This window comes from Streptomyces sp. NPDC002835, from assembly GCF_053591995.1.
On sequence record NZ_JBSFUW010000051.1, the window covers coordinates 15803 to 40448 of the forward strand.

24 protein-coding genes and 1 pseudogene are annotated in these 24646 nt (G+C 73.4%); 11 read left to right on the forward strand and 14 right to left on the reverse strand.

Annotated elements, in window-relative coordinates; genetic code table 11:
- Window positions 1–20: 20 nt before the first annotated feature.
- From rox to tap, 3 genes are all read right to left on the reverse strand, one after another.
- Window positions 21–1457 (reverse strand): rifampin monooxygenase, encoded by a 1437-nt coding sequence (rox, locus tag ACWD01_RS33670; protein ID WP_451167284.1) that lies wholly within the window; start codon window positions 1455–1457, stop codon window positions 21–23.
- A gap of 751 nt (window positions 1458–2208) precedes the next feature.
- A complete protein-coding gene (tpg, locus tag ACWD01_RS33675; RefSeq protein ID WP_451167286.1) occupies window positions 2209–2763 on the reverse strand; it encodes a telomere-protecting terminal protein Tpg in 555 nt (184 codons plus the stop codon).
- Window positions 2764–2766: 3 nt separating this feature from the next.
- Window positions 2767–4992 (reverse strand): telomere-associated protein Tap, encoded by a 2226-nt coding sequence (gene tap / locus ACWD01_RS33680; RefSeq protein WP_451167288.1) that lies wholly within the window; start codon window positions 4990–4992, stop codon window positions 2767–2769.
- Between the two features lie 188 nt (window positions 4993–5180).
- On the opposite strand from tap, the gene ACWD01_RS33685 reads away from it, so the two are divergent.
- Window positions 5181–5606, forward strand: coding sequence for a VOC family protein (locus tag ACWD01_RS33685; RefSeq protein ID WP_451167290.1), 426 nt, complete (start codon window positions 5181–5183; stop codon window positions 5604–5606).
- A 33-nt stretch (window positions 5607–5639) separates the two neighbouring features.
- Here the strand turns inward: ACWD01_RS33685 and ACWD01_RS33690 are convergent, their stop codons facing one another.
- The 3 genes from ACWD01_RS33690 to ACWD01_RS33700 all read right to left on the reverse strand — a co-directional run bounded on the left by ACWD01_RS33690 (window position 5640) and on the right by ACWD01_RS33700 (window position 7324).
- Window positions 5640–6122 carry a GNAT family N-acetyltransferase gene (locus ACWD01_RS33690; protein ID WP_451167292.1) on the reverse strand — a complete coding sequence of 161 codons (483 nt, stop codon included), beginning with the start codon at window positions 6120–6122 and terminating at the stop codon, window positions 5640–5642.
- 81 nt (window positions 6123–6203) lie between these two features.
- Window positions 6204–6569, reverse strand: coding sequence for a hypothetical protein (locus tag ACWD01_RS33695; RefSeq protein WP_451167294.1), 366 nt, complete (start codon window positions 6567–6569; stop codon window positions 6204–6206).
- A 176-nt stretch (window positions 6570–6745) separates the two neighbouring features.
- Window positions 6746–7324: a TetR/AcrR family transcriptional regulator gene (locus ACWD01_RS33700; protein ID WP_451167295.1), complete on the reverse strand. Its 579-nt coding sequence runs from the start codon at window positions 7322–7324 to the stop codon at window positions 6746–6748.
- A gap of 415 nt (window positions 7325–7739) precedes the next feature.
- Here ACWD01_RS33700 and ACWD01_RS33705 point away from each other — a divergent pair, with 415 nt between their 5' ends.
- Both ACWD01_RS33705 and ACWD01_RS33710 read left to right on the forward strand, forming a co-directional pair.
- Window positions 7740–9194: an MGH1-like glycoside hydrolase domain-containing protein gene (locus tag ACWD01_RS33705; RefSeq protein WP_451167321.1), complete on the forward strand. Its 1455-nt coding sequence runs from the start codon at window positions 7740–7742 to the stop codon at window positions 9192–9194.
- Window positions 9195–9225: 31 nt separating this feature from the next.
- Window positions 9226–9636: a DnaJ family domain-containing protein gene (locus ACWD01_RS33710; RefSeq protein ID WP_451167297.1), complete on the forward strand. Its 411-nt coding sequence runs from the start codon at window positions 9226–9228 to the stop codon at window positions 9634–9636.
- Between the two features lie 28 nt (window positions 9637–9664).
- On the opposite strand, the gene tgmB is transcribed toward ACWD01_RS33710, so the two are convergent.
- Both tgmB and tgmA read right to left on the reverse strand, forming a co-directional pair.
- On the reverse strand, window positions 9665–10594 hold the full coding sequence (tgmB, locus tag ACWD01_RS33715) for an ATP-grasp ribosomal peptide maturase (protein ID WP_451167299.1): 930 nt from the start codon (window positions 10592–10594) through the stop codon (window positions 9665–9667).
- Between the two features lie 13 nt (window positions 10595–10607).
- Entirely contained in the window at window positions 10608–10799 is a 192-nt protein-coding gene (tgmA, locus tag ACWD01_RS33720; RefSeq protein ID WP_451167300.1) for a putative ATP-grasp-modified RiPP, read from the reverse strand.
- Window positions 10800–11212: 413 nt separating this feature from the next.
- On the opposite strand from tgmA, the gene ACWD01_RS33725 reads away from it, so the two are divergent.
- A complete protein-coding gene (locus ACWD01_RS33725) occupies window positions 11213–11626 on the forward strand; it encodes an SRPBCC family protein (RefSeq protein ID WP_451167302.1) in 414 nt (137 codons plus the stop codon).
- 54 nt (window positions 11627–11680) lie between these two features.
- Here ACWD01_RS33725 and ACWD01_RS33730 read toward each other — a convergent pair whose 3' ends face one another.
- The 3 genes from ACWD01_RS33730 to ACWD01_RS33740 all read right to left on the reverse strand — a co-directional run bounded on the left by ACWD01_RS33730 (window position 11681) and on the right by ACWD01_RS33740 (window position 14251).
- Window positions 11681–11968, reverse strand: coding sequence for a hypothetical protein (locus ACWD01_RS33730; protein WP_451167304.1), 288 nt, complete (start codon window positions 11966–11968; stop codon window positions 11681–11683).
- 73 nt (window positions 11969–12041) lie between these two features.
- Window positions 12042–13655, reverse strand: coding sequence for a glycerol-3-phosphate dehydrogenase/oxidase (locus ACWD01_RS33735; protein ID WP_451167306.1), 1614 nt, complete (start codon window positions 13653–13655; stop codon window positions 12042–12044).
- Window positions 13652–14251, reverse strand: a complete 600-nt coding sequence (locus tag ACWD01_RS33740; RefSeq protein WP_451167307.1) for a TetR/AcrR family transcriptional regulator — start codon at window positions 14249–14251, stop codon at window positions 13652–13654. The genes ACWD01_RS33735 and ACWD01_RS33740 overlap by 4 nt, the downstream gene beginning before the upstream one ends.
- 85 nt (window positions 14252–14336) lie before the next feature.
- Here ACWD01_RS33740 and ACWD01_RS33745 point away from each other — a divergent pair, with 85 nt between their 5' ends.
- The 6 genes and pseudogenes from ACWD01_RS33745 to ACWD01_RS33770 all read left to right on the forward strand — a co-directional run bounded on the left by ACWD01_RS33745 (window position 14337) and on the right by ACWD01_RS33770 (window position 20180).
- Complete coding sequence (locus tag ACWD01_RS33745) at window positions 14337–15929, forward strand: FAD-binding oxidoreductase (RefSeq protein ID WP_451167309.1); 1593 nt, start codon at window positions 14337–14339, stop codon at window positions 15927–15929.
- 29 nt (window positions 15930–15958) lie between these two features.
- Window positions 15959–16840 carry a diacylglycerol/lipid kinase family protein gene (locus tag ACWD01_RS33750; protein ID WP_451167311.1) on the forward strand — a complete coding sequence of 294 codons (882 nt, stop codon included), beginning with the start codon at window positions 15959–15961 and terminating at the stop codon, window positions 16838–16840.
- Window positions 16841–17007: 167 nt separating this feature from the next.
- A pseudogene (locus ACWD01_RS33755) lies at window positions 17008–17191 on the forward strand (hypothetical protein).
- Between the two features lie 12 nt (window positions 17192–17203).
- The gene (locus ACWD01_RS33760; RefSeq protein WP_451167312.1) at window positions 17204–17899 is read left to right on the forward strand and encodes a hypothetical protein; all 696 of its coding nucleotides are present in this window, start codon (window positions 17204–17206) and stop codon (window positions 17897–17899) included.
- Complete coding sequence (locus ACWD01_RS33765) at window positions 17896–19023, forward strand: DUF6895 family protein (protein ID WP_451167314.1); 1128 nt, start codon at window positions 17896–17898, stop codon at window positions 19021–19023. The genes ACWD01_RS33760 and ACWD01_RS33765 overlap by 4 nt, the downstream gene beginning before the upstream one ends.
- 2 nt (window positions 19024–19025) lie before the next feature.
- Window positions 19026–20180: an FUSC family protein gene (locus ACWD01_RS33770; RefSeq protein ID WP_451167316.1), complete on the forward strand. Its 1155-nt coding sequence runs from the start codon at window positions 19026–19028 to the stop codon at window positions 20178–20180.
- Between the two features lie 36 nt (window positions 20181–20216).
- On the opposite strand, the gene ACWD01_RS33775 is transcribed toward ACWD01_RS33770, so the two are convergent.
- Window positions 20217–20666, reverse strand: coding sequence for a VOC family protein (locus ACWD01_RS33775; protein ID WP_451167318.1), 450 nt, complete (start codon window positions 20664–20666; stop codon window positions 20217–20219).
- The gene (locus ACWD01_RS33780; RefSeq protein WP_451167323.1) at window positions 20663–21160 is read right to left on the reverse strand and encodes a helix-turn-helix transcriptional regulator; all 498 of its coding nucleotides are present in this window, start codon (window positions 21158–21160) and stop codon (window positions 20663–20665) included. Before ACWD01_RS33780 ends, ACWD01_RS33775 begins: the two co-directional genes overlap by 4 nt.
- 221 nt (window positions 21161–21381) lie before the next feature.
- Between ACWD01_RS33780 and ACWD01_RS33785 the strand changes: the two genes are divergently transcribed.
- On the forward strand, window positions 21382–22086 hold the full coding sequence (locus tag ACWD01_RS33785) for a class E sortase (protein ID WP_451167325.1): 705 nt from the start codon (window positions 21382–21384) through the stop codon (window positions 22084–22086).
- A 57-nt stretch (window positions 22087–22143) separates the two neighbouring features.
- On the opposite strand, the gene ACWD01_RS33790 is transcribed toward ACWD01_RS33785, so the two are convergent.
- Complete coding sequence (locus tag ACWD01_RS33790) at window positions 22144–24363, reverse strand: catalase (RefSeq protein WP_451167320.1); 2220 nt, start codon at window positions 24361–24363, stop codon at window positions 22144–22146.
- Window positions 24364–24646: the final 283 nt, after the last annotated feature.

Consider the following 24646-nt stretch of genomic DNA (forward strand, 5'->3'; position numbering starts at 1 on the left):
GGCTCAGCCGGGGGGCAGGCTCAGCCGGTGGGGCCGGTGGCGGCACCGAACCACTGGGGCAGCCGGCCGAGCAGCTCCTGCTGGTCCTCGCCGGCCCATGCCACATGGCCGTCCGGCCGCAGCAGCACCGCGGGCACGTCCAGCTCCTCGCTGACGTCCACGACGTGGTCGACCCGGTCCGCCCAGCCCTCCACCGAGAGCCGGCCGGTCTGGTCGAGCAGCAGCCCGCGACCGTCGTGCATCAGCTCGTAGAGGCGTCCCCGCTTCAGCCGCACGTCCCGCATCCGGCGGCCGAGCAGGTCGTGGCCCTCGCCGAAGTCGTAGCGGACGCCGACCGCGGTGATCATCTCGGTCACGTAGCGGTTCACCTCCTCGAAGTCCATCAGCCTCGTGAACAGCTCCCTCAGCGCGGTCGCGCCCGGGTCCGTCCCCAGCAGGGTGATCTGCGCGCGGGTGTTCTCCAGCACGCGGGCGCCCACCGGGTGCCGTTCGGCGTGGTAGGTGTCGAGCAGCCCCTCGGGCGCCCAGCCGTTCACCGCGGCGGCCAGCTTCCAGCCGAGGTTGAACGCGTCCTGCACGCCGAGGTTGAGCCCCTGTCCGCCGGTCGGCGGGTGGATGTGCGCCGCGTCGCCCGCCAGCAGCACGCGGCCGGCCCGATAGCGCTCGGCCTGCCGGGTGGCGTCCCCGAACCGGGACAGCCAACGCGGCGAGTGCACGCCGAAGTCGGTGCCCGCGACCGCCCGCAGCCGCTGCTGGAACTCCTCGAGGGTCGGCGCGGTCGCACGATCCTCGGCCACGCCGTCGGCGGGCACGATGACGCGGTACGTCCCGTCCCCGTTGGGGATCGTGCCGAACCGCAGTTGCGTCTTGCGGACTTCCTCGACGACGGCGGCGACCTTCTCCTGCGACTCGGTCATCTCCATGTCGCCGAGCAACGTCTCGACCTTGGCGGGCTCACCGGGGAAGCCGACGCCGAGCTGCTTGCGCACCACGCTGCGTGCCCCGTCGCACCCGACGAGATAGCGCGAGCGGAGCTGCGTCCCGTCCGCCAGCTCGACGGTCACCCCGTCCTCGTCCTGGCTCAGCCCGACCACTTCGCAGCCGCGCCGGATCTCGGCGCCGAGCTCGAGGGCACGCTCGCCGAGCAGCCGTTCGGTGACCGGCTGCAGGGTGGAGAGGCCGTACGGGTGTCCCGTGTCCAGCCGGTCCGGCCACGGCTTGGCGATGCCGCCGAAAAGTCCGCCGACCTGGAACTTCTCGCTGACCGCGAGGAACCGGTCGAGCAGACCGCGCTGGTCCATCATCTCGACGCTGCGCACATGCAGGCCGCGTCCGCGGGACTCCTTGGTGGGCTCGGCCGACTTCTCGAGCACGACCGTGCCCACTCCGGCCAGCCGCAGCTCTCCGGCCAGCATCAACCCGGTCGGCCCGCCACCGACCACGATCACGTCAATCATCAAGAACGCCCATTCAACGAGATTGGATTCCGGCCGCCCGCTCCACGCGGTCCGACGGCACGCACCACCGGCCACGACGCCGACCAAAAGCGCGCACAGTTCGCTAACCCGTCATTTACGCTGGTTCCGGCCTGGGCCGATCATTCTGCGGCACCACCGGGGCCTTGCCGCAAGCCCCCCACTGCGCTATAAGTTGAGAGTGGCAAGGAGTCCGTGACCTCCTTGCCTTTGTCATTTCTCCGTCCGCCACGGGTGAGCCGAAGCACGACATCGTGCAGCCTGCCTGTCATCACGTCGAGGCGTGACGCTCATCCAGTCGGTCGGCTACGGAGCCGCCTTACGGGAGAGAGGCAGCAGGGTCCGGGCCGGCAGGGCGCCCGGGCGAAGAACTGCGTGGGCAGAGCGGGCGGCACCGCCGTTCTCTGCATGTGGACCTCGTGGCAGGTGAAGCAGAACGCCGCCTCGAACAGCGCCAGATCGAGAGAGTCCTCGTATGCCCGAACGCTCCGGCCGGGCGAGAAGCCACAGCGGTGCTGTTCACTGCCGGGCAGGCTCTCGATCAGGGCAACGGCGGCGGCCTCGCTCCCGACCCTGTGGGCAACCACCGTGCCGGGGTACGGGAAATCCCGCCTGGCGCGAAGGGCGGAGATCAGTGCTGGGCTGAGGGCCGAAGCGGCCAACTCGAGTGCTCAGTGGCCGGCTGTGGCGCTCAGTCACACCTGCCCCACGAGGCAGTGGCGGGACAGTGGCGTCAGAGTTCGACGTCGATGTGGTCGATGTCGGTGAACTCCACCAGCAGGCCCTGGGCGCGGCGGCCGCGGTCCTTGAAGTAGATCTCCTGAAGGCCCTCGGCGGTGATGGCCAGGAGTTGCTGCTCGGTGGCGCCCTGTTCCTGGGCGTCGAAGAGGCGGGCGGCGTACTGCGGGGGGAGCGCCTGGGTGAGGTGGCGCAGGCGGGCGTCGTCGGTGGTGCCGGGGGCGGCGGTGTAGCCGAAGCGGGCGCGGGTATCGATGACGAGGCCGCCGGTGGTGGCCGCCTGCTGTTTCGCCTTCGCCCGGATCTGCGGCTGCCATCGCCGCTTGACCTCCCGCTCCAGGCGCGCGGCGAGGTCCCTGCGGGGCCGCTTCAACTGCCCTGTGACGTACCGCTCCACCGTTCGCTGGGTGACTCCCAGCACCTCGGCCACGGCTCTGGTGCCCTTGAGCTGTCTGACCAGGTAGCGCATCTGCGCTCCGGCCGACTTGGGCGCGGGGCGGGTGAACGCGCCCTGTACCGCCTTGTCGAGGCTGTCCGCCAGCTTGCCCATCGGCTACTCCCCCGTGTCCGTGGCGGCGACCGCGCCGTCCTTGATGTACCGGGCGATGTTCAGGTCCTGGCCGTGCTCTTCGCGTACGCCCTCGGCCCACAGCACGGTCTGGGTGCCCTCGTGCTTCACCATGCCGGGCGAGACGCCGAGCCGGAACCCGCCCGGCAGCGGCTTGCCCTCACGGTAGGGGAGGAAGTCGAGCGGCGAGGGCCCGTCGGCGGCGTACACGGCGCAGTCGGACAGGACCGCGACCGGGAAGTGCCCGGTGACCTGGGCGGTCTTGAGCATCTTGCGGTGCATGTTGATCCGCGCCTTGGAGATGACCGCCGCCCGGATGTCCGGCCGCCAGGTGGGCCGGTTCAGGGCGGGCCAGGGCCGGCCGGGGCGCCAGCCGCCGCCCCGCGGGCGTTCACGGAGCTTGCCGATGCCGCCCTTCACCGTCGCCTTGACGGCCGCCAGCACGATCGCCGCCTGGGGATCGGCCTGCCTGTGGCCGGCCATCGCCTCGAGGAATGCCTGGGGTTCGAGGCCGGCGGTGACGCCCAGGTCGGCCATCGTCGCCACGTACGCGTCGCGCAGCCGGTTGTACCAGGCGTCGAGGTAGCGGCCGTTCTCGGGACGGACGTACGCCTCGATCGGCGCGACGGCGTGGCCGAGTTCGACCGCGTAGGCGACGGTCGGCGTCGCGTACCAGGCGGGGCCGGTGGGCCGTTCGCCGGTCGGGGTGAACGGTGACGGCAGCCGCGGGTCCAGCTCGATGCGGGAGAGGTCGACCAGCCAGCTGCCGGGCAGTTTCGGGTCGAAGGACGGGTGGGTGGCATGGACCGGCGCGCCCAGCCCGACGACGGTGCCGTTCGCCGCGGCCGCGAACGCCATGTTGACGTCGATCCCGACGACGTACGGCTTCGCGCACTCCTCGTCGGTGAGGGGGCGGGCCCAGTCGTACGCCTCTTCCACCAGCACTTCTTCCGGGGTGCGTTGGTGGAAGCGGGGCAGGTCGGCGAGGAGCGGGTGGCCGTCCGGGGCCTCGCACGGCGCGCAGTCCACCGGCTCGGTGCCCAGCGAGCCAGGGTTGGGTTCGCTGTGCCGCCTGCCGTTCTCGTCCGGTTCGCTCGCCCGGGTCGGCGGATGCAGCGCGGTCATCAGCTCCAGGCCGGTGACGGCGGTGGAGCCGCGCGGGGTCATGACGCGGTCGGCGTAGGTGCCCAGGAGATTCGCCAGGTCGCCCGGCGGCAGGTCGGCCGCGTCGCCCCACGATCGGGAGTCGAGTGCCTCCCAGCCGGGGATGCAGAGCTGCACACAGGCGCGCTGCGAGCCCTTCGCGGGGCGGTAGATCCGCGCCCAGGGGCCGAAGCCGCGGCGGGTGAGCTGCCAGTCGGCCCGCGCCAGCTGGTCGAGGACCTTGTGGCCGTCGCCCAGCCGCCCGGCGCGGCGCTCGTCGTCGGTCAGCCGGGCCGGTAGGCCGTAGCGCCCGGCGGCCGCGTCGGTGAGGACGAGGAGCGGATCGGCGTCCTTCCCATGGCGGCTGAGCCGGGGCGCGCCGAGCTGCGCCTCTGTGAGCGTCCACTCGACCAGCGCGGGCAGGGACTTGGCGGGTACGTCCAGGACGAGGCCGCCGAGGCAGTACGCGACGACGCCGCCGTCCTCGAAGTCGACGACGGCGAGCGGGCCGTTGGCGAAACGCGGGTCGGCGGCGGGCGCGAGCGTCCCCTTCGCGGCGGCATTCGCTGCCGGGGCGGTCGCCGGGGCGGGGCGGCGCCGTGCCGGCGACGGGGCCGGGCCGCTCGTCGCCGGGCGGGCGGGAGGGGCGGCGGGGGCCGGTGCGGGCTCGGGCGTGGCCGGTTGGGGTGCGGCAGGCACCGGCTCGGGCGGGGTGGGCGCCGGCTCGGCCGGTGCGGGCACGGCCGGGGAAGGGGCCGGGACGGCGGGGGCTTCGGGGACCGCCGACGCCGGGGCGGGCGTCCCGTCGGCCGGGGCGGGGAACCGGGCGGCAAGCCCCTCCAGCAGCCGGGCGTACGCGGCGCGCTTCGGCGGCCTGGGCTCGGTCTTGCCGGCCTCCCAGTTCCCCACCGCCTCGCGCCGGGCGTCCAGGGCCTTCGCGATCTGGGCCTGGCTCAGCCCGGCCGCCTCACGCAGCCTCTTGCGCTCGGCCGGCTCCGGCAGATCGTCCTGGGCGACCTGCTCCAGGAGTGCGTCCACCGCGCCGAACAGCTCGTTCTCCGTGGCCACCGGCTCACCTCCGCTCAGCAGCCTACAGGGATCACGTACCCCCATCGCTCCTCGAATCGCACCCTGATCGCTCAGGGGCCGGTCGGGATCCGGAGGTGTCCGGGCCGGTGGTGTGACTCCGCCGGGCGACGGCCGTGTCGATCGGCGATCGACCGCTCTCCGGGCACCGCGCACGGCACAGTGGAGGCATGAACGCAGACGAGAGCAACCTCCTGGCCCGGGGACGCGTGGCGACCAGGCTGCCCGCGCAGGACCTGGAGCGGGCGCGGCGATTCTACGCCGAGAAGCTCGGCCTGGAACCCGTCGACGAGCGGCCCGGCGGGCTGCTGTACCGGTGCGGGGGTGTGGACTTCGCACTGTTCGCGTCGACGGGGGCGTCACCCGGCACCTTCACTCAGATGGCATGGGAGGTCGAGGACATCGAGACGGTCGTGTCGGAGCTCAAGCAGCGGGGCGTGGTGTTCGAGGAGGTCGACCTGCCCGGGCTCCGGACGCGGGACGGGATCGCGGAGATCGATGGGAACTATCCGAGCAAGGGCGCACGGGGCGAGCGCGGCGGCTGGTTCCGTGACAGTGAGGGAAACATGCTGGGCGTCGGCGAACCGGTCCGCTGAGCCGGACACTTGGGCTCGGACGGTGACGGCATGTCAGGGCAGCTTGCGGATGTAGAGCAGGCCGGGCCTGCCGTCGAGGACGGTCGGGCCGGTCTCGGTGAAACCGGTGCGGGTCAGGACGGTCCGCGAGCCGGTGTTGTCGAGTGTGGCCGCGGCGCGGAGGGCCGTGAGGCCGTAATGGGTTGCGGCCCGGTCGCACATCTGGCGGACCGCCGCGGTGGCGAGACCGGCGCCGGCGGCCGACTCGGCGATGCGGAAGCCCAGTTCGGCACTCTGGTCGGCCACGTCGACGAGGTTGACGCGGCCCACTATCGCGCCGGACGAGTCGACGAGTACGTGGAAGTGGCACAGCCCCGCGGCCTGTTCGTCGAGGCGAGCGCCGAGTTGGGCGGCGAAGTCGGTGAAGTAGGCGTCGCCGCGGTCGGGTACGGAGGCGGCGAAGTAGGCCCGGTTCTCCTGCTCGAAGGCGAGCAGGGCGGTGGCGTGGGCTGCGGTGAGGCGCTCGAGTGCGGGCATGGGGGAAACGTTAGCCGGGGGCGGCCGGGCGGGCGTCGCCCGGCCGCCTCTGCCGGGGCTGGGTACGGCCGGACCGGCCGGTCACGGGGTGTGGGTGAGCCAGCGCTGGAGCGCCGCGTGGGTGTTGTCGTCCAGGGCGCACAGGGCCTCGATGGCGGCGAGATCGCCCGGGAGCGGGGCGATCCCGGCGGTGGTGAGGGCGGCGTGCAGGTCCAGGCGGCGCCGGTCGGCCGGCTCGAGGGTCAGCGGTACGCGCCGCTCGGGGACGGGCGCGGCGAGGAGGGTGTCGACCCGGTCGGGGGCGGCGAGGAGGTAGTCGCCCGTGTCGGGGACGGAGAGGGCGGACGGCCGGGGCCGGTCGTCCAGGACGGTGGTGCCCGGGAAGCGGTAGGGGTCGGCCGTGGCCGCGGCGTCCGGGGTCATGGTCGGGGTCTGCCAGCCGGTCATGGTGCCTCCTCTGTCGGGGTGCGTGTGCACAGGAGGACTGCGGGCGGGGCGGGGGCAGTTGCGGTTCGGGCAGATTGCCACCCGAATGTACCCTATGGCATTTCTTCACACGTGCGATGAACCGACGGTGCGCACAGTGCCGGGGCGCCCGCACGTCCCGGCGCGGCACGGCCCGCTCAGGGGGCGGCGGGGCCGAGGAGGCGGGCGGTGAGCTGGTCGATGAGGGCGGGGGCCTGTCCGGCGAGGACGGCGGGCACGGTCAGGTCGTCGACGATCATGCCGTGGACGGCCACGTAGAGCAGGACCACGTCGGTGCGGTCGCCGGGCAGGCCCTGGTCGAGATGGAAGCGGATGTTGTTCTCCAGCTCGGCGGCCAGGATCCGCCCCAGCTCGGCGCCCAGTTCCGGGCGGCGGGTGCCTTCCAGGCGCAGTTCGAGCATCGCGAGATAACTGCTGCGGTCGGCCTCCATCCGCTGGTGGATCTCGCGCAGCAGCCGGGCGACGAGCTGATGGTCGGGCGGCGCGGAGAGCGTCCGGGCGAGGCGGTCCGGATCGGGGGTGAGGCGTTCATGGGTGCGCTTCATGATCTGGCCGAGCATCTGGGCGCGGTGGGTGAAGTAGTTGGAGCTGGTGCCGGTGGGGACGCCGGCTTCGGCGTCGACGGCGCGCAGGGTCAGCCCGCGGGAGCCTTCGCGGGCGAGGACCTCGATCGCCGCGTCGAGCAGCGCGGTACGGCGCTGGGGGTTCTGGCGCATGTTCCTCTCCGGTCGGGTCCGGTCGGGCTTTCTGCCCGGTCGAGCTTCCCGTCCCGGCGAGCCGGGACCCACAACAGATGCAGTACTGCGGGTGCAGCGTTTTGTCAGGCTACAGAGCAGCTGGAAGCTCTCGTGGCGCGACGCGAGGGCGGCAGGCGGGCCTCACGGGGACGCAGAGGCATGCCATGGTCACGATCGGCATGTATGTCGGGAATGTCACTACGCCGGGGTGGTGATTTCTCCGGGGACCAGCGCCTAACCTTGCGGTTCGTCGGCATATATTGCGCTCTCAATCATCTGGAGCTCCTCAGTGGAACGCGTCGCCCGCGGCCCGCTCACCCCCGGGCGGGCCGCCTCCGAGGGGCCCCGGGCGCCGGGCGAGCTGCCCGGCGAGGCGAGCGGACCGCGCCGGACCCTGGTCCCGGCACAGGCCGGACCGCCCACGGTCCCCGCGCAGCCCGGCCCGCCGCCCACCGCTCCCGCGTCCGCGCCGCCCGCCGACGGCCGCCCCACCCGAAGCGACGAAGAACTCCGCCGGGAAGAGCTCGGCCGGCAGGCCGCGCAGATCCTCGAGGGCAACTGGCGGGGCACCTCGACGGTCCCCTCCCCCGCGCTGTATCCACACCAGTGGAGCTGGGACTCGGCCTTCATCGCCATCGGCCTGCGCCATCTGTCGCCCCGGCGCGCCCAGGGCGAACTGGAGACGCTGCTGGACGCCCAGTGGGCGGACGGCCGCGTCCCGCACATCGTGTTCAGCCCCGCCGTGCCCCTCGGCGCGTACTTCCCGAGCCCGGACTTCTGGCGGTCCTCCACCGCAGGCCGGGCGTCCGGTGCGCCGGACGACGTGGAGACGTCCGGCATCGTGCAGCCGCCCGTCCACGCGCTGGCCGCCTGGCTGGTCCACCGGAGCGATCCCGAGCTCTCCCGGCGCCGCGGGTTCCTGGCGCGCGTCCGGCCGCGGCTCGCGGCCTGGCACGACTATCTGACCGGGTCCCGCGACCTCGGCGGCGAGGGGCTGGCCGCCGTGGTCCATCCCTGGGAGTCCGGCATGGACAACAGCCCGTGCTGGGACGAGCCCCTCGACCGTGTCGAGCCCGCTCCCGCCGGCTCCTTCCGGCGGGCCGACCTCGACTGCGGCGACGGCGCCGACCGCCCCACCGACCTGGACTACGGCCGCTACGTCCGCCTCGCCGCCCAGTACCGTGACGGCGGCTACCGCGACGCGGGCCGCGAGCACCCGTTCGCCGTCGAGGACCCCGGCTTCAACGCGCTGCTCGCCCTGTCCGAGCACGCCCTCGCCGAGATCACCGCGGAGCTGGGCCAGGACCCCGCCCCGCACCGGTCTCGGGCGCGCCGGCTGACCGCCGCACTGGTGCGGCGGCTGTGGGACGAGGACGCCGGGATGTTCCTCTGCCGCGACGTGCACACCGGCCGTCCCGTACGGGAGATGAGCGTCACGGGTCTGCTGCCGCTGGTGCTCCCCGGCCTTCCCGGGGACATCGCCGGCGCACTGGTGCGCACCATGGGCGGACCGCGTTTCGGACTCGGTACGACGACGGACCTGGTGCCCAGCTACGACCTGCACGGCCCGGCCTTCGACGCCTGCCGCTACTGGCGCGGCCCCGCCTGGTTCAACGTGAACTGGCTGCTGGAACGCGGGCTGCGGCAGCACGGCGCGGCCGTCCGCGCCGACGCGCTGGAGCAGTCCCTCCTCGCGGCCGCCGGCGCGTCCGGCTTCGCCGAGTACGTCGACCCGCACACCGGTCGGGCGCGCGGCGCGGCGGGCTTCAGCTGGACCGCCGCCGTCGTGGTCGATCTCCTCGCCCGGGCCCGCGACAGGGACGACGCACCGGTGGCTGCGGGCGTCTGAGCGCCGGAACGGCCGACGTAGCCTTGAACGCATGACTGAGCGCAAGCCGCCAGGCGTCAGCTTCGAGTCCTGGGTCGACAAGCAGATCCGGGAGGCCACCGAGCGTGGCGAGTTCCAGGATCTGCCGGGCTTCGGCCGTCCGCTCCCGTCGTCCGACGGCACGTCCGGCGACACGCACGACGAGATGTGGTGGATCAAGGGGAAGATGCGCCGCGAAGGGCTCGGTTTTCTCCCGCCGACGCTCGCGCTGCGCAAGGAGGCGGAGGAGGCCCTCGAGAGGGCCGCGCGGGCGCCGTCGGAGTCCGTGGTGCGGCGCATCGTCGGGGAGATCAACGAGAAGATCGCGGCGGCGGTCCGGCGGCCGCCGCCCGGCCCGCCGCTGGGGTTGACGCCGTACGACGTGGAGGCGGTCGTCGAGGACTGGCGGCGCGGCCGCGCCTGAAGGCCGGCCCGCTCACCCCCCGTCCGGATCAGGACGGTTCCGCGCCCAGCCATGACGCCACCGTCCGCGCGATGGGCTGCCCGGTCTCCAGTTCCACGAACCCGAACTGCCCGCCCTGGTTGCACTCGAGGAACCACCAGGCGCCGGTGGAGTCCTCCGCGAAGTCGAAGGCGCCGTAGGCGAGTTCGGCGTGCTTCTTGTACGTCTCGACGGCCCGGGCGATCGGGGCGGGCACCTCCACGGGCTGCCACGCGTGCCCGGTGTCGCCGTAGCGGCCGTCGACCTGTCCCGGTTCGGCGGCCTTGCGGGCGGCGAAGTGCCGTTCGCCGACGCTGGTGAGCCGGATGTCGGCGCGCTTGGCGATGTAGCGCTGCAGCAGTGTGGGGGCCGCGGCCACGGCGGAGAAGTCGGCGTCCGGCGGTACGAGTGTGGTCGGCAGCGCCATCGGCGGGTCGCCCGGGGACTTCCCGGAGACCGACTTCACGACCACCTGCCGGTACTGCTCGGCGAATTGGCGGGCCATCGTCGGATGCGTGGTGAGGAGGGTGGCGGGGACCGGGAAACCGCTGAGGTGCGCGACGCGCATCTGCCACGGTTTGCGCCGGGCCTTTGCCGCGGCGCTCGGGTGGTTCATCCACCGTGCGCGGGTGCAGTCGAGCATCCCGTACAGGGCGTGCGCGCTCTCGGCGCTCAGCCAGTCGGACGGCTCCGGCGCGTGTGCCGCCGGCTCGCCGGGCCTGCGGATCCAGACCGAGCGCAGGCCCTGCATGCTCGCCACCCGGCCGCCGCTGGACAGATAGCCGCGGAACTCGCCCCGTACGTACTCCACGGAGAGCGACGCTCCGCCGGGCAGGTCACCGGGGTCGAACCGGACCAGCGGGACGCCCTGTTCGTGCAGCTCGGCCACCACCATGTCGGCGGTGACGTCGGCCTCGCACGTGAGCACCAGCACCGTCACGTCGCACAGCCGGTCAGTCGTCGAAGTGGGTCGCGGAGCCGGCCTTCGACGTCGTCGTGCCGGCCAGGGCGAGCAGCCCGCGGTCCGTCACGGCGGGCCGTCCGTCGGCGAGGACGTTCAACTGCAGGGCCGCGTCGTACGAATAGGGGGCGAGCGCCGCGGCCGACTCGGCTGGGCGTGCGAAGTTCCACGCGAACGGTTTCATGCCTCTTCCTCCCCTTGCCCGTGCACGCCGGCCCGGGCTCTCGTGTGACAGGTACGTGTGTACGAGGTAATGGTTTCAGTACGCACTGTGACCAACTGTCTGCTGTTCCTCTACGGCTGCCCCATGGAAGTCCCGGGACCGGCAGCGCCGTGACGCTGCTTGGCGGGACTTTCACTGCCTTCCGGCGCCGTGAAGACAGACGCACCACCAGCCCCACAGGTTTCAGAGAAGCCGCCAACGTGACCCAGGCAACACACCGAAGGGGCGGATACGTCGCATTCCCGGCGAACGGGTGGGCCGTGCACTGTTGTCGCTTCGATGCGGGCCGCCGGGGCAAAAGCTGGTCGGAGGGCTCCCCGCCTTCTTCACTTCCTTCACACCTGTTACCCCTTGCCCCAAGGATCGGTGCACTGATGAGCGAATACGAACGTTCCCGGACGATGCCCGCACTCCCGGAGCATGTCTACGACCAGGCGGCCCGGGTCGACCAGCTCGACAGCTGGCTGCCGGAGGACCTGCACGTCCGCGCGGAGGAGCTGCCCGCGGTCACCGTGCACGAGGACCGGACCGACGAGGACACCCCCGCCCTGCTGAGTCCGGAGAAGGAGCAGATGCGGGTCGAGTGGGGGACGCGGGAGCAGGGGAGCTACGCCGGGTGGCTTCAGGTGGCCGGTATCGGCTCCGGCGCCAGCGAGGTCACCGTCCACCTGTCGTTCTTCGACGAGACGCACGACCCCGGGGAGCAGGCGGTGAACGACGCCCTCGACCGGAGCCTGCGGCGGCTCGAGGAGCAGGTGCAGCTCAGGGGCGAGGGCGCCGCCGGCTGACCGGCCGGTCTTGCGGGGCGCGTGACCGTGCCCGGCCCGCACCGGGCGGGCACGTCAGCGCGACAGGGTGATGGCGATGCCCGCGAGGGCGAACAGCACGCCGCCCCACGCCCAGTGCTGCATCGGCACGTTGAAGAACCGGTGGTGGTCATGGCCGTCGTTCAGCTTCCTGCCGACGAGGCGGATGGCGACGGCCGAGACCAGGCACCCGACGATCAGGCCGATGTCCTCGGCGAGCAGCGAGCCGCCGAGCAGCGCCCCGAGCGCGACCCCCGCGGCGATACCGAGCCCCGCCAGCGGCAGGACGAGAATGCCCCACCCCGACCAGATGAGGACGAACATCCCGCTCCCCTCCCCGGAAGGCGCTCCATGCTACCGGGGACGGCCGCCGAGCAGGTCTGGCGGCGAAGGCCCGTCAGGAGAAGCAGCGTTCCAGCGCCTCCTGGGCCGCCTCGTGCGCGGCCCGGCGGTCCTCGTCGACCAGGCCGATCCTGGTGCGGCGGTCGAGGACGTCCGACTCGTCCAGGGCGCCCTCGTGCCGCACGGCCCAGACGAGTTCGGCGCGGGTGACGGGATGGCCGGGGACGGCGGGCCGGGCGAGGGCGGGGTCGGCGAGGCCGAGGGCGTGGACGGCCGGGGCCTCCGCCCCGTAGCGGCGGACCAGCCGCCGGGGTGCGCCGAGCCGCGCGAGCGCGCCGGCCGGGGCCGCGCCGACGAGGGGGGTGGTGGCGGTGCGGCTGGGGGCGGCGGTGAGGCCGCCCGCGGTGAGGGCGGCGTCCACGGCGTCCTGGGCCATCCGCCGGTAGGTGGTGAGCTTCCCGCCGACGACGGTGACGACGCCGTCGGGCGAGGTGAGGACGGCGTGCCTGCGGGAGATGTCGGCCGTGCGTCCGGCGCCGCCCGGCGCGCCGGTGTCCAGCAATGGCCGCAGCCCGGCGAACGCGCCGATGACGTCCTCGCGGCCCAGCGGTACGTCGAGGGCGGAGCCGAGGACGTCGAGGAGGAAGCCGATGTCGGTCTCTGGCACGTCGGGCACGTCGGGCACGGGGCCTTCGACCGGTTCGTCGGTGAGGCCCACGTACACCCGCCCGTCGCCCTGCGGCAGGACGAGGACGAAGCGGTTGGTCTCGCCGGGGACCGGGATGTGCATGCCCGCCCGCAGGCCGCCCAGGTCGTCGGAGCGCAGCACGAGGTGGGTGCCGCGGGAGGGGCGCAGGCGGATGTCGTCGACGAGGCCGCCCGCCCACACGCCGGCGGCGTTGACGACGGTTCGGGCCCGGATGCGCAGTTCCTCGCCGGTGAGTTCGTCGCGTACGCGGGCGTCGGCGCCGGTCACCTCGAGTGCGCGGGTCCGGGTGAGGATGCGGGCGCCGTGGGCGGCGGCGGTCCGGGCGACGGCGGTCACCAGCCGGGCGTCGTCGGTGAGTTGGCCGTCCCAGGAGAGGAGTCCGCCGCGCAGGCCGGTCGGGCGCAGGACGGGGGCCATGTGCCGGGTCTCGACGGCGGAGAGGGCGCGGGGCGCGGGCAGGGTGGCGCGTGAGGTGCGGGCGCCGGCGCGCAGCAGGTCCCCGGCACGCAGGCCCGCCCGGGTCAGCGCGGCCTGGCCGCGGGAGACGAGGGGGGTGAGCGGCATGACGAAGGGCTGGGCGCGGACCAGGTGGGGGGCGGTGCGCTCCATGAGGATGCCGCGTTCGACGGCGCTTTCGTGGGCGACGTCGAGGTGGCCGGTGGCGAGGTAGCGCAGTCCGCCGTGGATGAGTTTGGAGCTCCAGCGGGAGGTGCCGAAGGCGAGATCGTGGGCGTCGATCGCGGCGACGGTGAGGCCGCGGGAGGCGGCGTCGAGGGCGGCTCCGGCGCCGGTGGCGCCGAGACCGACGACGAGGACGTCGACCTCGGTCCCGTCGGCGAGTTCGGCGAGTTCGCGGCTGCGGCGGGCCGCGTTCAGCGAGGACGCGGCGGCCGGGGCGCCGGGCCCGTCGTGGCTGCCGTGACTGTCTCGCCTGTCATTCCTGTCGGGGCGGCGGCTCATGGGGCGAGGGTCCTCTCCAGGATGGTCCGCAGTTCGTCGAGGAAGGCTGCGTCGGCGAGTTCGGGGTCGGCCTCTTCGGTCATCGTGCGCAGGGACAGGGCGAAGGACTGCACGACGAGCAGCAGGGAGCGGGCCTGGCGGTCGGGGTGGAAGCGGCGGATCGACCCGTCGGCGTGGCCCTCCGCGAGGCCGCCGGCCAGCAGCTCCAGCAGGGCGTCCTGGCTGGCGCCCCTGCGGTCGAGGATGTAGGGCAGCAGGAGCTCCGGGTCCACGTCGATGATCTTGTGGAAGAGCGGGTGGGCGCGGAAGGCGGCGACGCCCGCGACGAGCCCGTCGACGACGCGGCGGCGCGCGGGGGTGTCCGGCCGCTGCTCGGGCATGGCGCCGACGGCGAGGCCGGTCCACTCCCGGGTCATCAGGTCGCCGACGAGGGTGCGCACGTCGGGCCAGCGGCGGTAGAGGGTCATCCGGGAGACCCCGGCGCGCCGGGCGATGTCGGTGAGCGTGGTCCGGCGTACGCCGACGGCCAGGACGCAGTCCCGGGCGGCGTCGAGGACGGTGTCCGCGTCCGAATGGTTGTGACGAATGGGCGTCATCTGTCACAGTGTAATGCCAGTGCAGCCCGCGCGGCAGTGCGCCCCGCCGGAACCCGGCGGAAACCGATGTGAGGAAACAGCACACGTGGACATGTTGTGGAGCGGCTGGGGCGACCCGGCCAAGGCAGCACCCCTGCCGGATTCGGTGACCGGCCTGCTGCGCGATCTGCTCGGCGTGACACCGCGGGCGAGCGGCGCCGCCGCGCTCGAGGAGATCGCCGTCCCGGCCTGCCCCCTCACCGACGCGGCGCGCGCCGCGCTCACCGGGTGCGTGGGCGAGGCGCAGGTGCGCACCGACGCGGAGAGCCGCCTGCGGCACACCCGGGGCAAGTCCACCCCCGATCTGCTGCGGATCCGGGCCGGCGACGTGGCAGACGTCCCCGCGGCGGTCGTCCTGCCGGGCGGCCACGACGAGGTGGCGGCCGTGCTGCGGGTCTGCGCGGAGCACACCGTGTCCGTCGTGCCGTTCGGCGGCGGCACCTCCGTCGTCGGCGGCCTCGCCCCAGAGGGCGAGCGCCCCTTCGTCGCGCTGGACCTGCGCCGGCTGGACGCCCTGCTCGCCCTCGACGACGTCTCGCGTACGGCCACCCTGCAGCCGGGGCTGCGCGCCCCCGACTGCGAGCGGCTGCTGAACGAGCGGGGCTGGACGCTGGGCCACTTCCCGCAGTCCTTCGAGTGGGCCACCATCGGCGGCTTCGCCGCGGCCCGCTCCAGCGGCCAGGCGTCGGCGGGTTACGGCCGTTTCGACGAGATGGTCCTCGGCCTCACCCTCGCCACCCCGGAGGGGACCCTGGAGGCGGGGCGCGCGCCGCGCTCGGCGGCCGGGCCCGACCTGCGGCAGCTGGTGCTCGGCTCGGAGGGCGCGCTGGGCGTGATCACCTCGGTGACCGTACGGATCCGGCCGCTGCCGGCCACCCGGGTCTACGAGGGCTGGCGCTTCGAGTCGTTCGAGGCCGGGGCCGCGGCCCTGCGCAGGCTCGCCCAGGACGGCCCCCGGCCGACCGTGCTTCGCCTGTCGGACGAGACGGAGACGTTCGTCGGCCTGGCGCAGCCCGACCGGATCGGCAGCTCCCTCACCCAGCAGCCCGCCGGATGCATGGCGATCGCGGGCTACGAGGGCACCGCGGCGGACACCGCCGACCGGCGGGCACGGGCCCGCGAGGTGCTGCTGGCGTGCGGCGGCGAGTACGCGGGCGAGGAGCCGGGCGACCGATGGGCGCACGGCCGCTACAACGCGCCCTATCTGCGCGACGCCCTGCTCGACGCGGGCGCCTTCGCGGAGACGCTGGAGACGGCCGCCTTCTGGTCCGCCCTGCCGGCGCTCTACGAGCGGGTGCGCCAGGCGCTCACCGCCACGCTCACCGAGGCGGGAACCCCGCCGCTGGTGATGTGCCACATCTCGCACGTGTACGAGAACGGCGCGTCCCTGTACTTCACGGTCGTCTCGGCGCAGGGCGAGGACCCGGTCGCCCACTGGGCCCCGGCGAAGCAGGCGGCGAACGAGGCGATCCTCGCGGCCGGCGGCACCATCAGCCACCACCACGGCGTGGGCACCGACCACCGCGACGGCTACGAGCGGGAGATCGGCCCGGTCGGGGTCCGTGTCCTCCAGGCACTCAAGGCCGAACTCGACCCGGCCGGGGTGCTCAGTCCCGGCGTGCTCGTCCCCCTCCGCTGACCGGCCACTGCCTCCCGAAAGGCGTACTCATGCGACAGTTCACCGCCGTCGTCAACCCTGCCGCGGGCGGGTCGAGCGGTACGGCGGCCCTGCTGCCGCTGGCCCGCCTCCTGCGGGAGGCCGGGGCGCGGCTCGACACGCAGTACAGCCGCAGCCTGGAACACGCCCAGGAGGTGGCGCGGCAGGCGGGCGGGCAGGGTCATGTCGTGCTCGCCGTGGGCGGCGACGGCATCGCCGGCTGCGTCGGCGGCGCGCTCAGCGGCACCGACGCCGTCCTCGGCATCGTCCCCGCCGGGCGCGGCAACGACTTCGCCAGGGCGCTGGAGCTGCCCACGGAGCCCGCCGCGCTGGCCGAACTACTGCTGAACGGCTCGCCGCGGCCGGTCGACACCATCCGGGTGTCCTCTGCCTTCCACGCCGGAACGTCCGTGCTGGGCAGTGTGTACGCGGGCGTGGACGCGGTGGCCAACCGGCACGCCAACACCTCCCGGCTGCTGCGGGGCGCCGCCTCGTACTACGCGGGCGGGCTGCGGGCCGTCCTGGGCTGGCGGCCCGCCGCGTACCGCATCACGGTCGACGGGACCCGGTACGAGCGGCGCGGCTACACGGTCGTGGCGGCCAACTCGGGCTTCTACGGCTTCGGTCGGCGGATCGCGCCGGGCGCCCGGGTCGACGACGGCCTGCTGGACGTCGTCGTCATCCGGCACGCGCCCAAGCGCCTGTTCTTCACGATGATGAACGAGCTGAAGACCGGGGCCCACGTCGCCCGCCCCGAAGTGGAGGTCCTGCGGGGCCGGGAGGTCCGTATCGAGGCGGACCGGGACGTCCCGTACGGCGCCGACGGCGAGGTCGAGGCGGCGCTGCCGGTGACGGTGCGCGTCGAGCCCGGCGCGCTGAACGTGATCCGCTGACGGGCCGCCGCGCCCCGCCCGGTGGCCGGCGCTGCGCGCGGCTCCAACTGGCGTGCGGCGATTGAAACCTGGACAATCCGTGTCCATTTCATGCTATCGGCGCGGTTCCTCCGGCTGCGCTCCACTGGAAGGGCAACTGCACGTTCCTCCCGTAAGGGGATGGTGGCATGTCTTTCACGAAGCCTGAGGTCCAGGATGCCAAGGTCCTGGAGACAGACGTCGAAGCAGCCCTCAACCCGGTGAAAGCAGGGGTTCTACCGTGACACCCGCGAATGCGCCGCACTGGCGCTCTCGGGCGGCAGCCACGAACTGCTGCTCGCGCCGCCCACTCCGCGCCCGAAGAAGCGCTGACGGGACAGCGGAATGGAGCGTCCTGACACGTCCCCGCTGACGGGCGCCGTGCAGGAACTCGCTTTGCAGGTGGTCTCCGCTCTCGGCAGCGGAGACCACGGCGAAGCGGTCTGCCGTGCGGCCGGAGCACCGGGGGACGAGGGTCTGTCCCTCGCGGCGGTTCGCGTCCTCGGAGCGGACGTGCTGCTGCCGGCCGTCATGGCCGGCCGGCCGCCCGCCGCGGAGGACCTCGCCGCGCTGGAGAAGGCGGTGGTCGCCTTCCCGCCCGGCCCGGACGCCGCCCCCACCTCGGTGTGGAGCCACTGGGCGATGACAACGGCTCTGCTGGACCAGGGCACTTCGGCGGTCGTCGACCCGGCGCAGGCGTACGAGCCGGACACCGCGTGGCTGGACGGCGCGCCCTGGCAGCTGCTCACGCATCAACTCGCCGTCCTGGGCGCCCTGTGTGTGCCCGGCACGACCTGCGGGGTCGCCCCGGCCGCCCAGAGGCGGCCGGTCGACGCGGCCCGCGGGTTCGTGCGCGCGGTACGGCGCCGCGACTGGCTGCAGGCCGCGGGAGCGGGGCGCCGGCTCGCCGTGCTCGACGGGGTCCCGGACAGTCTGGGCCTCGGTGCCGGGCTGGAGTTCGTGGAGCACATGGCCGGTGGTGACCCCCGGGTGGTGCTGCACGTGCGGGCGGCTCAACTGATGGCCGGAGCACGGGTGTGACGGCCCGAGCGGACGCGGCGGCCGCCGCGCAGGACCCGTCGGGCGCGCTGCCCGAGATCGGCCCCGGACGGCCGGGCAGGCACGTGCCCCGGGACTTCGCCCACTGCTACCACTCCACGCTGATGGCGGCGTTCGCCGCCGCCCTGTCCCTCGGCCGCCGCCACGGCGGCACCCCGCAAGGCACCGGCATGACGAGTACCCGCCTGGTCCACGCGGTCGGCGAGGGAGCCATCGAGTGGCTGTACGCCCACCGCGACGGCTTCCGGCTCGAACTGGACGTCGACCCGGAAGTGGGCTTCCTCGAACGCTTCAAGCCGATCGGCGAACTGGCCCTGATCTGCAAGGTGTTGTTCCGTGAAGGGGTCTCCGGCTCCCGGCAGTCGGAGCTGGCCCGCCGACTGGTCGACCACGCCTGGCGCGAGGCCCTGGACGGCGGCCGGCTGCTGGCGCACGGCCAGCGCATCGAGCCGAGCTCGCCCATCCCCCTCGAGGTGTACGTGCCGTTCCGGGAACTGGGCTACTCGCAGCCCGAGATGGAACGCGTCGCCCGGCTCCAGCACGGGCTGCGCAGCTGGGCCGCACGCGAGGTGCTGCCCGTACGGCGGCTCGGTCTGTCGGCGTTCGAACGCCGGCTGGGCCTGCCCGCCACCATGGCGGAGGACGAGGCGCTGGGCCGCACCTGGCTCGGCGGCAGGCCGGAGCCGTGGACGGTCGACGCGCACATCGGCTACGACATCACGCACACCGTCTTCCACCTCACCGACTGGGGCGAGAATCCGGGGGGCCTGCCGCAGGACGTGGCCGACTATCTCGACGTCTGGCTGCCGGTCTGGCTGGACGACTGGCTCGACCTCGAACGCTGGGGCCTGCTCGGGGAGCTGCTCGTCGTCGACGCCTGCCGGCACCGCGCTCACCGCCCTGTCCACCGGCCGCTGCCACCGGCACGACGCGCTCGTCACGACCGCCTACCGGCTCCTCGGCGAGACGGCCTGACCGCGCCCGCTGCTGGGCCGAGGCCGCAGGTGGAAGCCGGAGGATTCAGCGGACGACCTGCCGGTTACACGTTCCGTGACCGGTGGCGCGGGGCCCCCGCGCCCGCAGTCACAGGGAGGGAGCGGAGCTGACCGTGCAGGCGCAGCGGTGGGTGACGTGGGAGTGCGCGCGGGTGTGGGCGTCCGTGCGGCGGGCCCTGACGGGGCCCGGGGCGGAGCGGGACCTGGTGGTCCAGTCGCTCAAGGCCGCCGGGGCCGCGATCCTCGCGTGGGCGCTGGTCGGCTGGTGGTGGAAGGCGCCGATGGCGCTGATGGCCCCTTGGACGGCCGTGGTCCTGGTGCAGAGCACCGTCTACCGGTCGCTGCGTGCCGGGGCGCAGCAGATGACCCTCATCGGCCTCGGCACCCTGCTCGCCGCGGGCGCCGCGACGCTGACGGGGAACTCCATGGCGGCGATGGCGCTGGCGCTGCCGCCGGCCGTTCTGCTGGGGAACTACTCGCGCTTCGGGGACCAGGGCATCTACGCGCCGACGACGGCCATCTTCGTGCTCGCGTACAGCTCCTTCACGACGACCGCGATCGCGCACCGCCTGTTCGAGGCCTTCGTCGGCGCGGTGATCGGCATCGCCGTGAACGCCCTCGTCCTGCCCCCGGTCCACCTCCGCGACGTCCAGGAGAACCTGGACAGACTCGGCCGTGACAGCGCCAAACTGCTGAGGACCGTGGCCGACGACGTGGAGGACGGCTACGACCGGACCAGCGCCGGCCAGTGGCACGAGGGAGCCCAGCGGCTGTGCGGCGCCGTGCGGGGCCTGGACAGCGCACGCGGCTGGACGCGGGAGAGCTACCGCTTCAACCCCGGCCACCGGCTGCGGCGCTGCGCGCCCCCTCCCCCGGACCACTGGGACACCTACTGGAACGGGATCGCCGACCGTCTGGAGTCGCTCACGGCCACCTTGCTGGACACGGCCGGGGAGTCGCGCAGGCTCGCCGCGCCGCCGGCCGGGGCGCTCGGCTTGCTCACCGACCTGCTGCGGGCCGCGGCGGACGCGTGCGAGGCGGACCGCGCCGCGCTCACCTCCCCTCCGCCGGCCGGCGAGGCCGGGAAGGCCCGGGAGGAACGGAGCGAGACGCTGCGGCGGGCCTGGGAGGCGCACCGGCGTCTCAAGGAACGCCTCCCGGACCACGACCACGAGACGGCGACCGCGGTGGGCGGGATCGCCGCGCAGACCCAGCAGCTGCTGTACGCCCTGGAGGCCGGGCCGGAACCGGCCGCCCGGACGCGCTGAACGGCCGTTGCCGGCAGAACCGGTCGGCGGAACCGGTCAGCAGGCCCAGTCCTTGTCGAGGTCGAGGCCGGCCTGTTCGCGCCGCTGGGTGAAGGAGAACCAGTTGCCCGAGTCGTCGCGGAAGATGGCCTCCGTCCCGTAGGGCCGTTCCTGCGGCTCCTGGAGGAACTCCACGCCGCGCGCCTTGAGCTTCTCGTAGTCGCCGTGGATGTCGTCGGTGGCGAGGACGCCCGCGCCGAGGATGCCCTTGGAGACGAGGGTGCGCATCGCCTCGGCGGACTCGGGGTCCATGGCGGGGTTGCCCGGCACCATCAGCGTCAGCTCGACGTCGGGCTGGTCCTTGGCCCCGACGGTCAGCCAGCGCATGCCTCCCTCGCCCATCGTCATGTCCGTACGCACTTCGAGGCCGAGCTTCTCGGTGTAGAACGCCTTGGCGCGGTCCTGGTCCAGCACCCAGACGGTGGAAATGGCGAGGCCCTTGATCATTTCTTGCTCCTCGGACGGGGTTCTTCGCGGTCCTGCCACGGTAGGCAGCGGCCGTCTCGGTCCGCTTCTCCAGAATTGCGGTGTTCCGGATCGCCGTGCTGCGGGTCGCTCCGCGGCGGGTCGCTCTGCTCTGGACGGCCGCCCGGCGGCGGGAAGCCTCCGGCCCAGAACATCGCGTAGCAGCCTGGGATGAGGGCGGCGCCGCGGCCGACGTGCGCGGCGCGGTACTCGCTCGGGGAGAGGCCCGTCTGCTTCTTGAAGCGGGCGGAGAAGGTCCCGAGGCTGTTGAAGCCGACAAGCGTGCAGATCTCGGTGACGGAGAGGTCGGCGGAGCGCAGCATCTCCTCGGCCCGCTCGACCCGGCGGCGGGACAGGTACTGGCCGGGGGTCTGCCCGTACACGGCCTTGAAGGCACGGACGAAGTGGTACCGGGAGTATCCGGCGTGGGCGGCGGTCGCCTCGAGGTCCAGTGGGCCGGCCCAGTCGCGGTCCATCGCGTCCTTGGCCAGCCGCAACTGTCGGAGGTGGGCCTGGTCGGTCACGCGGTCCATGCTGGCACGGGGCACTGACATTGAGACCGGACAGGCGGGACGGGCATGGCGGGCGTTGACCCGGCGGGGAACATCTGCTCGGATTGTGCTGTTTCGCCCTGAAAGGGGTCGTGGCCCGTCCGCGCTTCGGCCCGACCGTCCCCGGCTACGGAGTCCGGCTGCTGATGATCTCTTCCCGTATCGCTCCCGCCGCCCTCGCGGGCGTGGTGGCCGCGCTCGTCGTCGGCTGCGGCGGCGCTGCCGCCGAAGAGCGGCCCGGCTCGTCCGCCGTCGCGGCGCCGGCCTCCGCCCCGGCGCAGACCGCCGCCGCTCCCCCGCCGAGCGCCACGCCCACCCCCAAGCCGACGCCCGAGCCGCGGACCGAGACCGCGACCCTGTCCGTACCGGCCATCGGCCTCGACGACCTGCGGGTCGTCCCGTACGAGGGCACGACCGACGACTGGCCCGGCACCCGCATCCAGAACCGCGGCGTGGCCGCCAGTCCGTACGGGGAGAACGGCGGCGTCGGCCCCGGCGAGGTCGGCAACTACCTGGTCACCGCGCACCGGCTGTCCGCCGGCGGCCCGCTGCGTGACCTGCCGTCGCTCGAGAAGGGCGAGTCGGTGTTCGTCCGCGCGGGCGGCACGGTCTACGAGTACGTGATCACCGAGACCCGGCAGACGTCGTTCCGTTCGGAGCGCTCGCTCGCCGAGCAGCGGGCCGCGGTGCCGGGCTCCCCGGGCGAGCGGCCCACCAAGGCGATGATCACCGTCTCCACCTGCGCGACGCCCGAGGACGACGCGGCAGGCAACTTCTGGCGGGACGACAAGGGCAACCCGGAGCACCGCATCGACAAGATCGGTGTGCTCCGTGAGGTGTCCCGCCAGTAGACGAGGCACACGAGGTGTCCCGCCGGTAGACGCGGCAGGGGCGGCGCGGGTCGGGCGTCAGGCGAACCGCTCCCAGACGCGGTGGCCGCCCAGCAGCCGGGTGATCCCGGCGAGCGTGTCGTCACCGCTGTCGCCGGTCACCACGCCGGGCGCGTCCGTGGGCACACCCGCCGCCGTGAGGACGCTCTCGGCGCCCGCCCACCCGCCGATGGCCTTGCCGTGGCGGTACGCCTCCGACAGCATCAGCAGCACCCGCGGGTCGGCCCCGCCGCCCGCCGTTGCCGGGTCGCCGGCCTTCGCGTCGAGCGCGCCCGCCGCGTCGGCGGCCGGGCCGGGCGCGCCGGCGAGCAGGACCGCGTCGAACTCGATCGAGCGGGCGGTGGCGAACGTGCGCTGCGCGGTCACCGGCTCCCCGCCGTCGCCCAGCGTCCCGCCGGACGGCGCGACGACGAGCGGCACCATGCCCGCGTCGAACACCGCCTGCCGCACGGAGCGGACCCCGTCGAGGTCGCAGCCGGCGTCGGCGACGATGCCGATGACCCGGCCGTCCAGGGGCCAGGTCTGCCCGATCTGGGACAGCGCCGGGCTCGGATCGACCGTGGCAAGGGGCTCCGACGGCTCGGGGGCGGGCAGGCCGAGGGCGGTCGCGACGCCGGCGCACAGCTCCGGGTCGATGTTGGCGAGGACCCGCAGGCCGCGTTCCTTGACGGCCTGCTCGTAACACTTGCCCAGCTCGAACGAGTAGGCGGCGATGATGTGCTGCCGCTCCACGGGGGTCATGCTGAGCCAGAACCGGCGGGGCTGGCTGAAGTGGTCGGCGAACGTCTCAGGCGCCTCGCGGACCTTCTTCGCGGCCGGCACCTCGTGGGGCACCTCGATGTAGGCGCCCAGGTCGGCCCCGGCCTGGAAGGGGCAGCCGCCGTCGAGCGAGTTGGGCCGGTAGGGGGCCACGCCCCGGTGCACGGCGGTCTGGTGCATGCCGTCGCGCAGCATGTCGTTGACGGGTGCGTGGGTGCGGTTGACGGGGATCTGCGCGAAGTTCGGGCCGCCGAGCCGGGTGATCTGGGTGTCGAGGTACGAGAAGAGCCGGCCGGACAGCAGGGGGTCGTCCGTGATGTCGATGCCGGGGACGAGATGGCCCGGGTGGAAGGCCACCTGCTCGGTCTCAGCGAAGAAGTTCGACGGGTTGGCGTTCAGGGTGAGCAGGCCGATCGGCCGCACCGGCGCCATTTCCTCGGGGACGATGTTCGTCGGGTCGAGGAGGTCGATGCCCTCGAAGGTCTGCTCCGGGTTGTCGGGGAAGGTCTGGATGCCCAGCTCCCACTGCGGGTGGGCACCGGCCTCGATCGCGTCGGCGAGGTCCCTGCGGTGGAAGTCGGGGTCCATGCCGCCGGTGATCTGGGCCTCCTCCCAGACCATGGAGTGCACGCCCAGCTTCGGCTTCCAGTGGAACTTCACCAGCGTCGTCGCGCCCGCGGCGTTGACCAGCCGGAAGGTGTGGACGCCGAACCCCTCCATCATGCGGAAGGAGCGGGGGATGCCGCGGTCCGACATGTTCCACAACGTGTGGTGGGTGGCCTCCGTGTGCAGGGTGACGAAGTCCCAGAACGTGTCGTGGGCGCTCTGCGCCTGCGGGATCTCCCGGTCCGGGTGCGGCTTTCCGGCGTGGATGATGTCGGGGAACTTGATGGCGTCCTGGATGAAGAACACCGGGATGTTGTTGCCGACGAGGTCGAACGTGCCCTCGCTGGTGTAGAACTTGGTCGCGAATCCGCGGGTGTCGCGCACCGTGTCGGCGGAGCCCCGCGATCCGAGCACCGTCGAGAAGCGGACGAAGACCGGCGTCTCGACGTCCTTGGCCAGGAACGCCGCCCTGGTGACCTCGGCGGCGGTGCCGTACCCCTGGAAGACGCCGTGCGCGGCGGCGCCGCGGGCGTGGACGACCCGCTCGGGGATGCGCTCGTGGTCGAAGTGGGTGATCTTCTCGCGCAGATGGTGGTCCTGCAGCAGGACGGGCCCTCGGCTGCCTGCCTTCAGCGAGTGGTCGGTGTCGGGGAGCCGGGCGCCCTGCGCGGTGGTGAGGTAGGCGCCGCCCTGGGCCAGGTCCGCCTGCTCCGCCCCGGTCTCCTGGCCCGTCGGGCTGACGGTCGCGGGACCGGTCTGGTCCGGCTTGGGCGGGAGGGGCTGTCGGGGCTCTGTCGGCTCTTCGACGGTGGGCGGCTCTGGCGAGGGCCCGCCCGGGATGCCGTTCCGGGGCGGGGAGTCCTTCCGGTTCATGCGTCCTCCACGATGTCGGGTGCCGGACGCCGGAGGGTGACCGCCGTCGGGCATACCCGGCCGATTGTTCTGCCGCGAGCGGCACGGAGCAGCCTGAGTACCCCCATCCAGGTGGGCCAAGCGGGGGTGTTCGGGACCGTGGTGGGTACTGCCGGAGGGGCGGCCGCGTGCCGCCCGCGGCTAGGGTTTTTCGTTTGGATCAGGCCGGATCGGTGAGCGGGGTCTGGTGCATGGGGTCTCCCCAGGCCCGCCAGGGCCGAGGGGACGCCTCGCAAGGCGGAGG